12 protein-coding genes are annotated in these 19,695 nt (G+C 32.8%); 5 read left to right on the top strand and 7 right to left on the bottom strand.

Annotated features, from left to right (window positions below):
* Window positions 1-173: 173 nt before the first annotated feature.
* From BLP52_RS08595 to BLP52_RS08575, 5 genes are all read right to left on the bottom strand, one after another.
* The gene (locus tag BLP52_RS08595) at window positions 174-569 is read right to left on the bottom strand and encodes a hypothetical protein (RefSeq protein WP_091710076.1); all 396 of its coding nucleotides are present in this window, start codon (window positions 567-569) and stop codon (window positions 174-176) included.
* Between the two features lie 2,047 nt (window positions 570-2,616).
* Entirely contained in the window at window positions 2,617-3,804 is a 1,188-nt protein-coding gene (locus tag BLP52_RS08590) for a Wadjet anti-phage system protein JetD domain-containing protein (RefSeq protein ID WP_091710075.1), read from the bottom strand.
* On the bottom strand, window positions 3,801-7,160 hold the full coding sequence (locus BLP52_RS08585; protein WP_091710074.1) for an ATP-binding protein: 3,360 nt from the start codon (window positions 7,158-7,160) through the stop codon (window positions 3,801-3,803). The genes BLP52_RS08590 and BLP52_RS08585 overlap by 4 nt, the downstream gene beginning before the upstream one ends.
* On the bottom strand, window positions 7,138-7,752 hold the full coding sequence (locus BLP52_RS08580) for a DUF4194 domain-containing protein (protein ID WP_091710073.1): 615 nt from the start codon (window positions 7,750-7,752) through the stop codon (window positions 7,138-7,140). Before BLP52_RS08580 ends, BLP52_RS08585 begins: the two co-directional genes overlap by 23 nt.
* Window positions 7,753-7,754: 2 nt before the next feature.
* On the bottom strand, window positions 7,755-9,194 hold the full coding sequence (locus BLP52_RS08575; RefSeq protein WP_091710072.1) for a DUF3375 domain-containing protein: 1,440 nt from the start codon (window positions 9,192-9,194) through the stop codon (window positions 7,755-7,757).
* 452 nt (window positions 9,195-9,646) lie between these two features.
* On the opposite strand from BLP52_RS08575, the gene BLP52_RS08570 reads away from it, so the two are divergent.
* The 4 genes from BLP52_RS08570 (at window position 9,647) to BLP52_RS08555 (ending at window position 16,729) form a co-directional block, all read left to right on the top strand.
* On the top strand, window positions 9,647-11,422 hold the full coding sequence (locus tag BLP52_RS08570; RefSeq protein ID WP_091710071.1) for an ATP-dependent nuclease: 1,776 nt from the start codon (window positions 9,647-9,649) through the stop codon (window positions 11,420-11,422).
* Complete coding sequence (locus tag BLP52_RS08565; RefSeq protein ID WP_091710070.1) at window positions 11,419-13,335, top strand: ATP-dependent helicase; 1,917 nt, start codon at window positions 11,419-11,421, stop codon at window positions 13,333-13,335. The genes BLP52_RS08570 and BLP52_RS08565 overlap by 4 nt, the downstream gene beginning before the upstream one ends.
* Window positions 13,336-14,191: 856 nt before the next feature.
* Window positions 14,192-15,784: a PDDEXK family nuclease gene (locus BLP52_RS08560; RefSeq protein ID WP_091710069.1), complete on the top strand. Its 1,593-nt coding sequence runs from the start codon at window positions 14,192-14,194 to the stop codon at window positions 15,782-15,784.
* 210 nt (window positions 15,785-15,994) lie between these two features.
* Entirely contained in the window at window positions 15,995-16,729 is a 735-nt protein-coding gene (locus BLP52_RS08555; RefSeq protein WP_091710068.1) for a DUF4145 domain-containing protein, read from the top strand.
* 93 nt (window positions 16,730-16,822) lie between these two features.
* Here BLP52_RS08555 and BLP52_RS08550 read toward each other — a convergent pair whose 3' ends face one another.
* Window positions 16,823-17,323 carry a hypothetical protein gene (locus BLP52_RS08550; RefSeq protein ID WP_091710067.1) on the bottom strand — a complete coding sequence of 167 codons (501 nt, stop codon included), beginning with the start codon at window positions 17,321-17,323 and terminating at the stop codon, window positions 16,823-16,825.
* Between the two features lie 179 nt (window positions 17,324-17,502).
* Between BLP52_RS08550 and BLP52_RS08545 the strand changes: the two genes are divergently transcribed.
* Window positions 17,503-18,282, top strand: a complete 780-nt coding sequence (locus tag BLP52_RS08545) for a hypothetical protein (RefSeq protein ID WP_091710066.1) — start codon at window positions 17,503-17,505, stop codon at window positions 18,280-18,282.
* A gap of 226 nt (window positions 18,283-18,508) precedes the next feature.
* Here BLP52_RS08545 and BLP52_RS08540 read toward each other — a convergent pair whose 3' ends face one another.
* Window positions 18,509-19,642: a hypothetical protein gene (locus BLP52_RS08540; RefSeq protein ID WP_154717822.1), complete on the bottom strand. Its 1,134-nt coding sequence runs from the start codon at window positions 19,640-19,642 to the stop codon at window positions 18,509-18,511.
* Window positions 19,643-19,695 lie beyond the last annotated feature (53 nt).

Below are 19,695 nucleotides of genomic sequence, written 5' to 3'. Positions count from 1 at the left end.
TAATAATTAGATTTCAATATTCTACAACTTGAAAAGCGGATGTAGATATTAATTTCAAAACATATTCTAATAACACTGCACCTCTTCAGAAGTGCTGATATTGAATTTTATATTTAACATCTCTAGTACTACAAGGCGAAACAACTTCAAACTAGTTCTATTACTAGAATGATTCAACTCCAAACAATCTCTTCAGTAAAATTGCAGTTAATCCAGCTTGGTTCGTTCAGTTTTTGATTTGTTCGTTCAAGTGCGGCATTCCTGATTTCTTCCCTATATGCAGAACATTTTTTCCATTTTTCACTGCAAAGTGCAGATTTTGAAAACATCCTCTCAACCTGGTAAATATCTCTGGTGTATACTGTCAGCATTTCATATAGGTGGATTTGTGCATCTTTCTTTGATCTATACCCTCTATCCATCCATTTTCCATAATAGAAGAGCGATTCAAAAAGATGGCCTTTTTTTGTCTTTAAACATATCTCATCAATATTGTAATCTTGCAGGTCGAATGCTCTTATTTTTACTATCGTTCCAAAATCATCGATATTTTCAAATACTCTTTTCATTTGTTAACCATTCCGTGGTAAATTAAATGTAATCGAAACACTTTCAGCTACAGATTGTGGTAAAAGTGTCAAAAAGAAGATATTATTTAGAATTACATCTCTTCAATAATATATATGTCAAAACGATTAAGGTTTCATATATAAGTATTTTGCAATATTATCTTTATTTTTGCTGTTTTGTCCAATATATCTGATTTCTTATCCACAATTGGAGGAAAAAGATACAAAAAAGTAGGAATTTTGGGAAAAACAACCAGTGTAGAGTCGAAATATGTCTGTTGCCGCACCCATATTCATCTAATATTCGATAGCTGCATCCTTCTATTCATAGAATCGTAATGGAGTATTTTCAATTTCTCCCGTAAAAATCATTTAAGTGGGTTCCACGTTTTTGATTGCCGATATTTGGATTTGGATCTTTACCAAATCGGAAAGGATGTAATACACATTTTATTTCAGCTGGTGTCACCAAAGATGAACAGTGGGATACTTCTTTAGGTGATCCTCCACATAGAAGACAATGCTGTCTAATCGTTTTCAATAGTTCTGTCTTTGTAGTCCCTCTACACACCCCTAAGCGATATTTATGTAGTGAACATACAGGACTACCTCTGCATTCATCTACACTGTGAGACCGTCCATAACACTCATTACAATGCTTTCGGATAATTCTTGATATTTCTGTTTTTGTTGTCAATGTAATCAGCTCTGCAGTGGAGATCTCTAACTATTTTATAAAATATAAATAGATCAGTATGCCGTGTCTGATTTCAAGATTTGAATCATCTTGCCATATATAAATCAATTTTACTTGTTTTTAATTTTAATTTAACCAACAATAGTGTTGTTTATGTGGCATCCTTTCTCGTTAATTCATGTAGAAAAATAGATATTCCTAAAAGCTAATCATGGATGAAACCAATTAATGTTTTTCAAATTAGTTTCTAACCCTCTAAATTTCAGTACTCCCAATTATTCCTAATTTGCATACAATATTATTTTTTAGAGGATCTTCAACACTTCAGGCATATCTATGTATGGGTAAGGGGTATAACATTAAAATCTGAGCGAAAATTTGCAGTCCACAGAGTACTTTTTGAAAAACCTATGAGTGGGTTATGATCATGATTTAATTCTTATTTGAATCTATAATCAAATCTCCAGTAGTTCCAGTGGAAATGCACCCAATGTTTCCAGTGGAATTCTAAGCGGTTTAAACGCTTTTTTTCATAAAAGAACTTCTTTTAACGGTTTTTGCTACCAACGTATTACTATAGTATATATCTTAGTATTAACTTAGCAGTACTGCTAGCAGTGTCTAAGTAGTTTAATAGAAGTCTATAGGACGTATGAAGTGGTTCAGTAGTAGTATAATGTATTAAGACTGTTTAAGGTGTATTAGGTGGTACAGGTTGTATACATGTAGTCTGAAGTAAGGTCATTTTACTAGACCTTCTAAGCATTCATGCTTGATATAGTTCTAAAGGTACGCAATATTTGAAAAGTTATTATGGTTCAATTACCAGTTAAATCTAGTTGAACATCATATAAATGTTCCAAAGTAAGAAAATTTGTCCAATTTGAACCAAACAATTACAAACTAGTCTGTGACTCTCTAATCTAGTACACAGATACTATCTAATTAGGGCTATCTTAGATACTATTTAACCCTAAGTTATCAGCATAAATTTTGCAAATTGATATAGTATATGGATAAAATAAATAATGAGGATAACTAAGGCTAACTTATACTTAAACAGGTATTAAATACAGTTCTGCTTTTTCATAAGATGGTAGAACATTTAACAGGTACTAAGCAGTAAAAGTTGGATATAATCCAAATTTGAATTACTTATATAGAATTAATCAAAACAAAAATCCAGTTTGAGCAATAGAAATTTTCTTTTTGGGAAGTTGCAACACCTGCACCACTTAGTCAGGTAAGGACTTATATTTTCAGTTTAAACCATATAACAAATCAAGTTAGCTTGATTTTACACATGTGGTGTGGGTTTTGTTTCCCATTCTGGTATCAATCCCTTAAAAATTATATGTTTACAATTTCATAGATCATCTTCAAAGCATATTCATGAGGAATCTTTTCTTGTTCTAAACGATTGCATTCTTCCATGCTATTAAGATAATCGAACAGTTCATGTTCATCAGGTGTTAAATGTTCAATCTCAGTTACATCCGTACATGCACCCATCACAGACAGAGAACTAAAATCTGTAAATGTATTAAGATCCATCATACATGATTGTGTTTGAGGGAAGTATCCCCTTATCTGAGACAATATTTGAAGACCATGAGGATCAATATCACCCCAATAAATGATTTGCTTATTTGACAACCATGTCGCATCTTTTAGCAAGCCAACACCAAATCCTTTACCAAATATAGCAATTGATCCTTCTAGTGAAGGAAGTGTCAAGAAGTTGAATATGTTAGTATAGTTGGTTTTATTTTCAAGAATAAACGCTCTTTTGCATGGAAGATTTAGTTGATTGAACTGACTTTGAGGGATGCTAAGATCATCAACTCCACTAAAAAATTCGTGTGCGATTTTAGGGTCGAGTATTTTAAGCCTTATTAGAGGCTCATTATTCTTTAGATTGAAATGTTTGTTAAAATCTGTTTCATCCTTGTTGACATAATCTTCAATAAGAATGTCTAGTAAGTACTTGATAATGACCTTGTTCTCTTCGATGAATTTAGTAGATATGTCGAGAGGAATTTCGCGGATAAAAATATTAGGCATAGGATTTTCAAGAAAAAAATAGCAGACTTTGATGATATCATCCCATTTGCCAAGATTATCGATTACCTTCATTGGATTTGATTCTACCCAAGGCAGTAGATGAGGCAGTTCTCGTTTTAGTCTTTGTGTGATTTCTATAAATTCAGCATATTGCGCTTCTTTCCTGAAAAATTTAAGATAATCGTCAAGTGTTTCAAAGTATATCTTTTCGGGAAATTTTTGTGGACCAATTCTTCGGTCATTCCGCTGAGCAAGTTCCACTGTATACCCATAACCTTTTTTTTCCTTTGACCCATTTATTAGCTTATCAGTTTCTGTGTTGATTTTGAAGAAATTCTCCTGTGTTTCATTTGATTTAACTTTCCTGAAACGGACATTTCTTGGGAATTGCGGTATTCCATATACTGAAGAGGACAGTATATCCTTGTACCAGCTAGTTGCTATTGATCTGATTTTATCAGGTTGGATGATCATATCCCTACTTCCATCTGATATTTTTCTTTGTCTTCTTCATATTGCTTCATAGTAAAGTTTTTAATCATCGAGTAATTCCCATCTCGATTAGAAATCAGATGAATATAATTAACGTAATCAATTGCTACATCAATACTGTTTTTTAATGGAATAATTAACAAAAGCTGAAGATTCAATTTTTTAAATAATTCAAGGCCATATTCAGTACTTTCATCCGAGCTACGTCCAAAAGCCTCATCAATAATAACAAATCTGAAAGAATTGGATTCTGATTTATCCCCCGCAGGACCGAATCGATATGCAAGTGCAGATGCTAAGATAGTATATGCCAGTTTTTCCTTCTGTCCACCTGATTTCCCTGATGAATCACTATAATACTCTTTTTCACTCCCATCGCTGAGTAACCTTTCAGCTGCTGAGAAATTTAACCAGTTCCTTACATCAGTAACTTTATTGGTCCAGTTGTTGTCAACGGTATCAGCTGTTTTAAATTGATCCAATAAGTGTTTGACTTTATAGAATCTCTCTTCACTATATACATCTTCACTACCAAAGGTATCCGATATACATTCTTTTAAATCATTCCTGAACCTTTTAATGATAAGGTCAGTGACTTCTTCAGCTCGCAGTTCAATGTATGTGCCAGGATTGTAATCTAGTTCATGTAGAAATTGATTGATAATTTTTATATTCTTTTTAATTTTCTGTACTTCATTTTCTAGTTTTCCTTTAAATGTGATGATTGACTGGGTAGTGTGCTCATGCAATTCTTTTTCAAATTTCTCTTTATACTTTGGTAGATTCTCCTCATCCAATTTCTTGTAGATAGCAACAAAGTCAGGTATTGCTGTCATATTAACTCCAAGCTCAATCGTCTCCTCAGGATAGGTCTTTTTGTAGTAAGCCATCTGTGCAGCTAGATCTTCAGTCAGGCTTCGTATTTTGGTAATTTTTTTCGCTATCTTTCCATTGATGCTTTTCTCTGTATCGGATAATTCACGATCAATTGTAGTGATAGAGAATTCATCTGTTTTCAGGTGGGGAGAAAGGTCAGGTTTTTCTTTATTTGCACTAAATGGACTTTCACTTAATGTTACCTTGCATTCTTCAAATTCATTTAATGCCAATGTTTTTCGGTCAATAGTAAGGGCCTCATCAACCTGAAGTTTATTATGATCATCTTCTTCTATGGCAATTCGTTCTTGTATCTGAGATCTTTGTGATTTTAGAGTCTTCAATTGGTTAGAACTTTGTTCGAGTTCTGCTATCTCATTCTTATAATCTTGAATTCTTGTAGCGATCTTTTGCCAATTAATCATTTCAAAGTCTTTAATCTCCAAAAGATTGTACAGATTCCCTTTTTGCGTCTCAAGTTCTTTTCCTCTTGTCTTGAACCTTTCCAAATCCTTGGCACATTCCTCGAATTGTTGATGCAGGGAGTCCATTTGTTCTTTGATTGTTGCTATCTTCTCCTTGTTATCCCATCCAAGAACGAACCTTTTTCGATCATAAAGTTGATTCCTATCATCTTTTTCATGTTTGCCCCTACTACCTTTTATTTGGCCTTTATTGGTGATTGCCCTCTTTTCTTTCTGGAACTGCTCAATCGTCTCACAGCACACAAAATCGAATCTTGTAATAAGTTCACTGCGTATCCAGTTGTAGAACTTGGAATCTTCTTTAATCTCCAGTTTATTGATTATTGTATTCTCACGGATTTCATTGTCCGATGAAAATGGTGATGTGCTAGGTACTTTAAAATAAACAAGTCGTCCTCTAAGGTCAGTCTGATTGACATACTGACTTATTGTTCTATAGTGCTCTTCAGGGACAAGTAGACTCAAACCAAAATTATGAAGAAGTCTTTCTAAGGATCCTTCCCATTCTCTTTCATTAGGATTTATCGTAATTAGTTCTCCTACAAAAGGTAATTCTATATCTTCCAAAGCACAATTAACAACTATATTGTTACGAATATCAAGACTGCTGGATGGTATCTTTGTTTTCCTCTGGTTTAAAGACTCAAATTCCTCCCTATATTCGTTGTAACTTGCCTCTAATCTGCTTTTAGATAAGAGGGATTCATCTCTTTCATCTCCATTTTTGTCTACTTGATGCTCGATTTGTATAAGTTTTTCTTTGGCATCACTTATTGACCTTTTAAAGCTTTGTTCATTGTCTGCGGCTTTTATTTCAACTGATTTGCATAGGTCGGAATATCGTTTCTGTTTCGAAAATTTTACTTCTTTTTCTTGTTCAAGTATGCCTATTTCTTTTTCTATTCCATGGATTCTTTGTCCGTCTTTATCCTTGCTAATGGCTATTGAGATGTCTATCTCTTTCTCCCTTAACAGACCTAATGCTGTCTTTTTAGAAGCTATTTGTTTTTTTAGTTCAGCAAGAGTATTTTCACAAAACTCTATCTCTTCAATGAGTAGAGCATGTTTTCTCTCTGAGAAGTAGTAAGGCAGGTACTTTAAGCAATCATATAATCGTTCTATTTCTATTGTTACTTCTTCATATTTGGAGATATTATTCATCATAGGATCAAGCAAATTAAGCTGCTCCTTAGCTCTCTGAACAGATTCATAAGCTCTTGTGAGATTGTCATAACTACTTATCATTTCCGTTATTTCATTCTTGAAATCCACTTTCTCCAGCATATGATTTCTCATAAAGACGGTCAATTTATCAATGGATTTCATCGAAACTGTTTGGAAGAATAGTTCAAGCACTTTATCGGAGCGAATTCCTAAATATGGTCGGAATGAGTTGCTATACTCAATGTATGTATCAAAAACAGAAGCATTTGGGATGCTTTTAATTTGTCTTTTAAGGGAATCAATATCTGTACCCTCCTCATTAGGTGAGAAATGATCCAATATGTTGAGATTTTCTGTGGAAGTTACAAAAAGCCTATTCACTTTATCAGCATTCACCCACAAAATCTGTGCCAAGGTCATACCTATATTATGTCCGCGATTAAAAAAATAACAAAGTATCACAGAATAATCTTTATCATCACGCAGGTTGACTGGCCTGGAATTATTATTTCCATCACTTTCATTTTTATGGCTTCCAAGTACATAAGATAGAAGAGTCCTTTCTTTTCTTTCAGCACCTGCTGCTTTGTTAAATGTTATTTTCTTAGGAGGAACCAATAAAGTTGTTATAGCATCAACTAGTGTTGATTTTCCAGATCCAATATCGCCCGTCATTAACGAATTGAAACCATGTGGTTCAATCATCCAGACACTCTGATCAAAAGTTCCCCAATTGTAGACCTCCAAACGGTCAAGACGGAAACCTTTCACATGATCATCATCTGAAAAATCAATCAATGAGTTCTGTGCCATCTTCTATCTCCTCTTCTTTCGTAGAATATTCAACTAACTTTTCCTTGATTTCATGGAGCTTTTCATTTGGAATCTTGGCACAAAGTATTCTCCTGACCTCAAAAGTGTTCTCATCTGACTTTAGTGGTCTTAGAAATCCATAATCTTTTACTTTATCGATAAATGAATCAATTTTCTTTTTGGTTCTAGCCTCGTTGGAAGTATCCGCCATAAAAGGCTCCATTAAATTGTAGATGGACTTTCTATCTATAGTAAGATAAGGAGAATCATTACCTTTTGTATTTTGATCTTCGTACAACCTTTCTACAAGAAGCACACAAAGCGTTGTGACATGGAAAGTTAGTTGCTTTTTACTTACTAGGCTAGGCAGAGACTGGTCTGTTTGCTCCTCAAAATCTTTTTGTCTTAAAAAGGCATAGCCATCATTCTCATGAACGAATAACTCAAGTCCAATACTTGAAAAATAATTCTGTATTGCTTGTTTGTATTGAATGAGATTGTTCCATGTCTGAACATCACTATCAAACAGATTACCTTTAAGTAACTTAATTAATACTGCAGCATAGGGGAGATAAGTATCATTTTCTGTCATGTTTAATTCCTGCAAAAGATTATTTGGAATACTTCAATTTCGTGCTGCTTACCAGTTATCATATTCGAGATGGGAATTCTATCCTTCACATCTTTGTTTTCAATTGTCTTTTCACTTTTAGATGCTATGTCCGCATAAACCAAAAATTCAAGGACACCTTTTGTAATTGGATATTTTTCCAATATTGTTTTCAGAGATACCTGTGAATCAGAATCCAGAAACTCTTCAATATTTGCTTTGAGTTCTCTTCGGTTGATTCTAAGCTTGTCAAAAAGAGCAGATGGGTTTACTTCATCTGAAGACCCGGCTTTCATCTCGTTCTTACGCAGTTTTGTAACCGAGGGAGCTCTCCACAAAGGTCTTTCCATTACCATTTCAATTTCAGGCTTTCCTTCAATTGTTATAAAGTCATTTTCAGAGGGAGGATTGTCTTTAAGGCGAATTGCGGTCGATTTGATTTCTTTAATTAGAGCAATTATTCTCTTGTTTTCTAGGTATGATCTTTCATCAAGGAACCTGCTTAGTTGCTCTGCAAGTGATCTGTTGACCTTGTTTACTTTGTCACCTGCTTCAATAAGACGTATCTTCATTTCTTCGAGAGTATCGTCCTGTCCTTTAATGTCCTGTATCTCTCGAAGGTTTAATGTCATCCCAATCAGCTTATCGAGTTCATCGAGTTGAGTTGGAGAGAGGAGAAGCTTCCAGAATGCATCAAGACTTTGCCCCTGATCGCTATTACGGAGATGGTCTTTTGTGTAGAAAATATCATCAAGTAGCTCATCTTTTTTAACGTCATCTTCTATCAGCTTCTTTCTTGTGTCCATGTCAAGCTTGCGGAAGTTATATTCGATCTCCCTAAAATCAGCTAACATCTTGTTTATAGTATCACATGTTTCAAGATAACGTTCTTTTATTTGTGTTTCAGTTAATTTCTCATTGGCACCTGCTTTGACCATATCGATTTTGACTTCAATTGCGCGTTTTTGTTTCTCTAGCTCCTCTAAAATTTCCGTAGGATCATCCGTGTTTTCGTAAGCAATCTCCTTTAGTGTGCTTATTATTTTCAGGAGGCGTGATTCCGTCCCTACAAATTTTCGTGCTTCTAACAGGCTTTTAATCCATTCAAGTGCTTTTTCGGTGTGGTGAGTAAGGTCATAATTAACTTCATCATCTGAAGAATAATATGCTCTCAAAAAATCAGCATTAGTCCAATCATCTAAGTATTCAGATGGTGTTCTAGGATATGCCCCTATTCCATCTTCTTTTAAGGAGTATAAATAATCTGAAAGACTCGATTCTAATTTATTTTTTGGTACAGTAGAAACATTGTTCTCTTTGAATTTGCGATAAAGAAAACTGATTATCAATGGACTATTATCAGCATTAAGTAATTTGAGGGAGGGATGATTATCTTTAAGGCGCTTGATATCTTGATATTCCATTTGTTTACCCTACATCATTTAATAAACAAAATTTGATTAATGTTTCCTAATTTCTTAACAATAGAAATAAATGGTATTATACTTATATATTTTTAAATATTGTCGTACCGTCATGCTACTGTCAGGTAATTTTATAACATGACATGCTACAAAATAAAGTTGGCAACTAACGGAGACCAGGCATCACTCTAATAGTTACTTAGTATCATGTAACTAATATCATGATGGACACCCATCCACTGCTGAGCCTATTATGCTTTAACTATTAACCTATCTATTGCCAAGTAAAACAAGCTTTGAAAGTTATCAACTTCATTTTAAATGTATACACTAAATTTAAAATTCATATGAAGCGATTGAATTATATTGCAGAGTTTCCATTTAAAGTCTATCAATAAATTAGGGATTGCACTTCCGCCATCACTATAATTCAGAACTATGATGTGAGCAAAATGAGTATTCGAATTGATTTTGTTAGAATTTCCGGATTTCGTGGGCTATCAAATGTTGAGATTTCATTACCCAAGTTTACTTTGCTAATTGGTGCCAATAATTCTGGGAAAACTTCAGTTATTAAAGCTCTTCAACTTGCTCTCGGGGACTATTTACGCTTTTTAACAGATGATGATTTCCATATTGAGGAGAACGGAGAACAGTGGGATGAAATAATTGTTGATCTTCGTATTATAGCAGCAGATTCCTTAGGTAAGCGCATAGGCAATTTTTCAGATGAATGGTTAGGCGAATTCGGAGATAAAATTCAGTCTGAAGCAGATGGAAATCAATTTGTTGCAATTAGATCAGTTGTGGGTCATGATAAAATAAAAGGTGGATACTTTATTGAAAGATATTCTTTACAGAAATGGCCAGAATTTAACAAGTGGAAAGAAGAAACCGTCATTAGGAATCGTAAGATTACTGGACGTTTAGAAGCTATTCCATTTATTTCTATCGAAGCACAACGGGATATTCATAATGAACTTAAAGAAAAATCATCGTTTATTGGCCGGGTTTTATCGAGTGTCGAGTATGATGATGATGACATTAAAAAACTAGAGGAAATGTTAGCCGAAATCAATAAAAAAGCAACTGATAAAAGCGAACAACTTAAAGTACTAAAAAATCACCTAAATAAACTAAACAATTCATTTGAGGGAAATGGTCATACAGAATTAACACCATTCCCCAAAAAAGTTCGTGACCTTTCCAAACGTTTCAGTGTTCATTTTGGAGATACAGATGCACATTCTTTTTCAATGGAATATCACGGAATGGGTACTCGGAGTTGGGCATCGATGCTAACTGTAATGGCATTTTCAGAATTACGAGCTGAAAATCACGAGAAAGAGGCAGAACCTTTTTTTCCAATATTGGCCGCAGAAGAGCCTGAATCACATTTGCACCCCAATGCACAACGCACTTTATATCGTCAGTTACTTGAGACTAATGGACAGGTAATTATCAGCAGTCATTCTCCGTATCTAGCAGCAATGGCCAATATTTATAATTTAAGACGAATGGTTAAATGCGTTTCAAATGTCGAAGTGAGTTCAATGATGGATGGTCTGGATAACGAAGACATTAATATTCTTCAGAGGGAAATAATGCGTTTCCGAGGTGAACTATTATTTGCAAAAGCAGTCATACTTGTGGAAGGTGTCACCGAAGAACAGTTGATTCCAGCAATGTTTGAAACTTGGTGTGGATATAAACCATTTTCTGTAGGTGTTAATTGCATAAGTGTTGCAGGGAAAAATTATACTCCTTTTATCAAAATGGCCTGCAGCTTTGGTATTCCTGTTTTTATTGTCAGTGATAATGATGGCCGGACAAAGACAGATATTGAAGCTCAAATATCCAAAATCAAAACACGTACATGCCTGACACTTGAACCCGATATTTTTAGTGTGAGCTATCTAAGAAGTGGTAATGATATTGAAGCTGAATTACTTAATGTGCAGGGATTACGAGCTGAAATAATCGAAGCACTTGTGTTGACGGAAACACGAGGGACTGACAATTCTTCTTTTATTGAAGCGAAGAAAATGGAAATTAACAGTTTCACTGATTCGGATATTCTGAATAAAATGAGGAAATCAAAGGCATCATATGCAGGTTTTCTTGCAGATGTGATTGCAAGAAACCCAAATAATAAATCTAAAGAAGAATTAGTTCCACAAGCTGTACAAGAAGCATTTGAACAGATTAAGGGGTGGATATCACAATGATAAGTCTTTCACCGGAGCAAAATGAAATAGTAAATGCACCGATTGGTCAACCAATGAGAATTTTAGCTTCTGCAGGTTCGGGAAAAACTAGGGTTTTAACTGAACGTATTAGACATATCCTCAAATCAACAAAAAAAGAAGGAATAATTGCCCTCACTTTTACTAACAAAGCTGCTGAAGAAATGCAGTACAGACTAGAAAACTGCGAAAATATTGAAGAAAGGGTTTGGATTGCAACAATACATTCTGTTGCTCAAAGAGTCTTGGAACAATATGGACATACTATTGGATTGCCAAGTGAACTACAAATCTATGAAAAAGATGAAGATCGCATGGAAGTCTTTATGCAGTCATTACGAGAGGAAGGCATTGATATCGATGAATACTTAAACGTAGATAATTCAAGAGAACAACGTAATCGTGAAAAAAATCTTCAAAGATACATGAATGAGTTTTCTCTAATCAAACGCGATTTGCTTACTGAAGAGGATATTGTAAGTAGTCATTCTGAGAATTTAGTGCTATGGGAAATGTATCAGGATTATCAAAATGCTTTACTCAATAGTGGTGGCATAGATTACGATGACATATTGGTTTATGCTCACCAGATATTACTCACACATGAATGGATAGGAAACGTTTATAGAGCTAAATATAAGCATGTTTGTGTTGATGAGGGACAAGATTTAAATCGAGCCCAATATGAATTCATAAAGGCTCTGTGCGGTGAAACGATAAAGAGTGTTTTGATAGTTGGTGATCCCGATCAAATGATATACGGGTTTAACGGCTCATCCATTCAATACTTATGTAAGCAATTTGACAATGATTTTTCTCCTATCAAGTTCAAGCTGAATAAAAATTATAGAAGTTCTGAAGCGGTAATAAGTGCTGCAAATAAACTAAAGCCACAATCACAGGTAGGGCATGAATATGCTCTGAAAGGTCAGCTAATTATAAAAGCACTAGACGACGAAAATGCTGAAGCTAATTGGATTGTTGAAGAAATAAAAAATTTGTTGCATTTAAGGATGGATAGCGATATTGAAGGTGAAATTACACTTGACAAGATGGTTATCATCGCAAGAAATCGGTTTATTTTTTCAAGAATCGAGCAGGCTCTTACGAACAATGGAATAATCTATTCAATACGGAAAGGAGAGAGAAATCAGGAGCCTGAATCTTTGTTTGGAAAAATACTAGATCATGCAATTCGTATTAAATTGAATTCAAAAGACTGGGTAAATGGTAAAAAATTATGCAATTTGCTTAACTTAAATCCACCTACTAAATGGGGACAGGATGACTTGCTTAACACTTGGGCACAGCAAATTTCTACTATAGATCAGAATAACTCTGATTTGTATTCAACAATACTTAGATCGGTAAATGAATGGGATGTCTCAAATCCCAATATTCCAAAGTTCGTTCGAGACTTTGAGCGAAAGTTAAAGGAACTTGCCGATTCCCTTCCTATAAATGAAGATACCTCCGTTGAAAACCCTGCGGAAGAACTTAAACGTAGCTTGGATGAATTGAATGAGTTTAGTGAAAGTTGGATAAGATTTAAACGCAAAGGAACTGGAGATTCACTATCTGCATTTCGGAACGCTATAGCATTAGGACAGATTGCAAAGGATGTTAATGAAAATGGCATAACATTAAGTACTGTTCACACCATGAAAGGCCTTGAGAAAGATATAGTATTTCTCATGGGGATGTGTGATGGTGTTTTTCCTGATTATAGAGCTAATACACAAAGAGAAATAGAAGAAGAGCGCAACAATGCATTTGTAGCTATTACTAGAGCAAAAAGATGGTTATATATCACTTATCCGAAAAAAAGAGTTATGCCATGGGGTGATGAAAGATTGCAACGTCCATCTAGATTTTTAGTAGAAATCCAAGAATGAATAATATAAGTAATCATGTGATTCATACTTTGTTGTAAAAGCTACTGAAAAACAGGCGTAATCTTATGACATTAAAACAAGTAATAAAAAATATTCCAGAGCAAGCTGAAATAATGGTTCAAGATGATGATACTATATCTGTATAAAAGTAAAAATCGATGATATCATTTTAAGAGATATTGTGTGAACAATGCTTTGTTTCATCCTTAAGTAGAACACCGGCAGGTGAACCATCATTTTTTATAACTAATCCAGAAATCTTGTCCCCGTCGGATGTAGAACACGCTGCACATTGGCATTTACTATCAGTTTACTATTAAAGGGCGTGTATTCTGCTTTAGAAATTGTGATTATTTGCTACTACGGGAAATTGCTTAAATACTTGCATATTAGTCCAATAATTCCATTGATTCCTTCTCAAATAACGCCTATTTGAGGCGGGTTCAACAGTAGTAATAATTAATGATCTAAACGTTTAAACTTGTTGTTCACAGTATTACTTAATCCTGCTTAAGTGAAATTAAATCTCCAAAAACATCACACAATATGTTTAATCCCCCTCTTAATTCTATAAAGTTGATCGAATCACTCTATTAGCAGAAAATAACTATCCTCTTATAGATAGGGATGAGATTTATGAGGAAATCTTTGAGCAAGCTGAGAACTTCAAGAAATATTGGGCTCCGATATAATTTATGATTTCCCTGCATCATCAATTAGTAAAATAGTTGGTATATATCTGTAGACATCTTTTTGCCATATACTATAAATTACTAGCTTGTCATTCGTATTAGAACCTTAACCTGTGAATCATTTATAATTAAATATATATGTAATAAAAATTTAGTTAGAGGGAATGAAACGAAATGAAGATATTATACGAGAAAATTTAGCTAAAAATTTATCATTCATAGATAGTGATTTAACATTAGCTGAAGAAGAATATTATCTAAAAAATAAGTATGGATCAAATGGTTTCATCGACATTCTGGCTACTGATTCTGAGAATAATTATGTAATCATAGAAATTAAACGATCAAATCATTCATCAAGAGAAACTTTAAATGAAATTTTGAAATACGCAGGGCTTTTAAGGCAAAATTTAAAAATCAAGCAAAGTGAATTGCGTATAATTGTTGTTTCTACAGAGTGGGCCGAACTATTGGTTCCTTTTTCTGAATATGTGAGAGAATCAATATACAATATTGAAGGGTACAAACTAGAAGTTGATTCTAATTATTTCCCTACGAAAATAGAATCAATCGAAATAATACCTGAAGAATGGATTAGAGAATTTTCACGGAATCACACATGTTTTTATTATCAAAATGGATATTTAGTGTCTCCAACTATTAAAAAAATCAAATCCCTTCTCCCCTCATATGGAATTAGTGATTTTGCAATATTAGTTCTTAATCCAAAAAACGACATAGATCCTTTTGAATTACATCTCATAATCCAAAAATACAGTACAGATTATTTTACAAACTGTTTAAAGAGAATATGTACTGAAAAAAAAAATAATTGTGTTAATCATGATGAAATAAATGAAATACTCAATCAATCAGTGGAATTTGATGATGAGGAATCTTACCTATATGAGCTGGAATCTTTAGTTTTAGGTGAATTTATTTATGGAAAAGATGCAATCGAATATGATTCACTGGATAATAGCTATCCAGAGAAACTAATGTACAAGTTGAATCAGAACTATGAAGTATTAGGTATTATTAGAAATGGCTTTTTTGAAAATGATCAAAGACTAAATGATTCAACTTTACTCTATGAGATCTTGGGTTTTAATGGCAGCAATCAATTGTGTTATTATAATTATGCTAATTCAAAAAACAAAGCCAAAATACTTGAAATTAAAAAAGATTCACTTAATTGCCTATGCTTTAATGAGGTTTGGAAAAAACATATTTCTACGATATTTAGCAGGTTAACAAAAATAAACAAATTCACAGTATCAATTAATGTGTTTAATCCTGATAGCATATTAGAATCAATATTTGCTTGTTCTCAAAATAAAGACTCTATACCTGCATATGAAATAATTGTCGAGAACTTAGACGTCAATTCTATTCAAGTCTATAATGGATTTATTTCGTGGACTAAGAATAATGTACAACTGAAACAAATAGTCGATATTTTCTTTGAAGGTGATGCATTTAATATTTTCATGCAAAAACAGTTCGGTACTATCGGATTATTGGATTCAAAAATTATGAAGATTCTTGGTTTAAGTTACGAAACCAGTCTAACTGAAATAAAGCCAGATACAATTGACATACATAGATTAGAATATAATGATGGAGATTTCCGCATAGAAGAAATGAAAAGCAGTGAAATGTTTTTAGATTTTTTGACTTATCGGTCCGATTTAGTAAGGGATGTGATTGATATTTACGCAGAGTATATGTTTATTCCCAACTATAATATACAGTAATGTGATAAAGATAGACATACATGTCACAAAAGTATGAAATATTCTATTTTATTGGACATTATATTTATCAAAATGAATTGTACTGTTTATAACTTTGTAAGTAGTGTCTCTTTAGGTAAATAGCATGTTCTTATAGGGATATAAGACTTAGAATATCACCATAATTTAATATTGAAGTGATATCTTAGTTGACAAAAATGAACTCAGCAAATGGAAACGGATCTAAGGGAAGGAAATAATGCCCATTCTTATAGATTTATCAGAAATATAAGCAGGAGATTCTTGATGAATAATTGTGTACCTGAGTATAAAAAAGATGCTTTTAATTGCCCACACTGTGGTGTCTTTGCACATCAGAAGTGGTCTTTTATATATGCTGATGAATTATGCAAATCATCTTTCATATTTACTCTTCTCGAGAGAAAAGGGAAGTTCAATATTCAAGATACTAAAATATGTGTTTGTCAAAGATGTTTAGAACACTCATTATGGATTAAGATGAAAATGGTATATCCTATTTCTTCTTCCGCTCCTTTACCAACATCTCAAATGCCTGAAGACGTAAAAGCAGAATTTGAAGAGGCAAGAAGGGTTTTAGAAATCTCTCCTCGTTCAGCTTGTGCTTTGTTAAGATTATCTATTCAGAAACTAATGCCATACATTGGAGGATCTGGAAAAAACATAAATAACGACATCAAAACACTAGTCGACAGCGGAATTCCCAAAGATATTCAACAATCGCTTGATTGTGTAAGAGTTATAGGAAACGAATCTGTTCATCCTGGAACAATGGATTTAAGAGACGATTTGGAAATGGCTCAAGATTTATTCCACTTAGTTAATCGAATTGTAGAATATACGATGTCTTCTAGTGTCCATGAAAAAGTATACAATAAATTACCCCGAAAACAATTAGACTATATTGAAAAAAGGAATTCAACTTGACAATTTATTTAGAACTTCTTATTTATATCCAACAATTCACTTTTTGTTTGTGTAATTCATCATGAAATTTTAAAATTACTATAAACCTCTTAATTACCAATCAGAATCCTCTTTTTTAAGTTCAGATATCTTAATGGCAACTTTGCTGATTTCTTGTAAACAAAATAATCGCTTTTTATCGACTTCATCAACTAAAGTATCTGTAATTTCTAATTCATCTTCCTTATTTGTAACACTTTTTTTCTTTTGGAGTACAATTTTCTCTTCTTGCTGATAAAAAGTTGCTTGATCATGTGCCACTCTGTTTCTTATTCTTTGTACAAACTCAATGGTCTCTTTAATCTCATTTAGCCATTTTTTATTTATTTGTTCTTTCTTACAAATTTCTATAAAAATCCTTATTTTTCTCCCAAATGACATGTCAAGTATAATTAAATCCTTGAAAATAAGAGTTCTGTAGTTTTGAGGATTTGAGAAGTAATTCGCTATAAAGTGGTCCAATTGCGTTTCTATATGTAATGCCATTCCTAATATTTGGCCCGAATTTCTATGAAATGAATCATTTAGCTTCTTTATCTTGTCTTCATTTTCCAAATTGAAGTCTCCAAGTGATTAAGTTAACAACATGAACGATCAAATTAGTATTTTCTTCGTATTTGCATGACATGCTATATATATTTAAATATAATTGCGTAGTGTTAATACTATCAAATACTTTGCAAATTATTTGTAAGGTTCAAAATAGGTATTAGATTCAAAGAGTTTAGAATTATATGTCTCAAAAAAAGAACAAACACTTTAAACATCCTCATACAATCAGAAATGAATGGGATAATCTTTGGGTAGAACTTGAATTAAAAGCTCCGGAGAACTTTAAGAGTACTGCAGCTGCAATGGATGAAGTAGCCAAAGCTCAAGATGCAGACGGCTTGAGAAAAAAAAGAGGCACTAACAATTACTCTAATTTTACATTAAACCTAATGAATGCATTAGATACATTCACTACAGAGTGCCCCACTACAATAAATGGAGCTGGCAAAGAAGAAAATTACGAATTTTCAAATCCATCTGATTTTACTGTTTTTCTTATTTGGATTATGAGAAATCAACAAAGTCACAATGGTGGCGTTGTAAATGAGATGACTAAATCTCGATATGAAAATACAATTAAAAGATTCGGTACTAAACCAATAATTGATTTGCCTGAGGAAATAGAAATTGGTACAAAATTTGAAATTCAATACGATGACTACATCCTACTGAAAAAATGCGTATTTGATTTTATTGGGGAAAAAATTCCAAATGAAGACTTGAAGATTCTTAAACTGCGATCATCTATAACAAATATTTCCATACATAAACCACAAATAGTTATAGAAATGCCTGAAGGAGTTATTTTAGTGGATTTGGATGTGGCTCGCAAATATTTTAAAAGCAGTTCAAGTGGAGAAATCATCGTTCCTGAAAATGCAGTGTATGATCCTAATTCTAAAAAAATTATTTTGTCAAATGGAGAGTCATTTTCAGCAGAGTTCAGGAGTCATTTTGTTTAATAAAATCATTTTACCTGTTTCTCATCATTTATATTAAGTGGTTCAGGTAAACTAGAATCATAATTATGAATCAGAATCTCCTTGAATGCTTTGGTTGTTTTGATGAAGTTATTATTTCTTCGAACTTAATAAGTTTAAACTTCGCCTGAAAGAGGCGGTACCTTTTCTTTTGGATATTATTCTTAATAAGGAACAATCATTGATATTATCCAACATTTAATGTTTTTTATGAGTTCTTTTGCCATAACTTTAAAGCAAATTCAAGAGCATTATTTGCATTTTGATTATCAGTGCTGGCTCCACACTTTACACATTCTGCATAAGATATAGCTTCGCTTTCTGCATCGTATGGATTCATGCCCAATGCTTTACAAAGTAGGCTGAAATTATTAATCGATTTTAGATTTTCATTTAATATTAATTTGAAAGTTTGGTGAGCAAAATGGTATCTAAAATCTTGTGATAAAAGGGTATCAATATTATCCCTGTATAGTACAATAGCAGAAATTTTATCCAATGATTTTTTGTCTATTCCAATTATTTCTTGTACGTTTTCATTATATAGTAGAGCACTAATTGGATTTGTTAATAGGAATGTTGGTTCGTTCAATCTCCATTCCATGTAATCTATATATGTCCAATTAATAAACAATAAATTGAAATGTTTTTCGTCTGTTATTTCTTCGAATTTTTTTCCAGCACTTTCGATGAAATCTTTTAACTTCAAGACGCGAGGAAAAAAAAGTTCAATATTTTTTTCATCACAGTATTCTTTTAAGGATTGTTTAGATTCTTCTGACATTACAAAGTTGAGTTTTATTAAAAAATCTTTATCCTGACTTCTTTTGATTTTATCTTCAAGTACTTCACCAAAATTTGCTGTTTTGACTTCGATATCAAAAATCATTCCATTTTCAAAATGAAATCTTGCTTCTGGATTTGTATCATCACATAATTCTGGTTCATAGAATGCTTCCTTCAATTTTCCAGAATACAAGGATAAGTATTGAAGAACGTTAATTTCAGAAATTGCTTGGAAGAATTGATCTTCTGAATAATTCTCTTTTCCAGCAGCTAATTGATTTTTTATAAAATCTTCAAATTTATCTTTATTGACAAAAATAGATGAAAGATAATGCATTTTGATTGAGAAATTACATATAAATGTACTTGAAAAATCCATACCGCTAATATTTGTAATAATTCGATTTCCTAAATATGGATTATTTTGAAAGTAAAGGTAAGTTAATTCCCCTTTCATGGCCTTGATTAAAAAATGATTATTTGAATAATCACTCATTAATCCTCTATCATATAAGGAATATACATATTCTGTCAGTTCGTTTCTATTTGTTTCCATGAATTAATTTAAACAATCAATAATTAATATATTCTTTTGGTGTGGCATAGAAC

Source organism: Methanolobus vulcani (assembly GCF_900100715.1).
GTDB classification, from domain to species: Archaea; Halobacteriota; Methanosarcinia; order Methanosarcinales; family Methanosarcinaceae; genus Methanolobus; species Methanolobus vulcani.
This window is presented reverse-complemented; position numbering and strand designations above follow the sequence as displayed.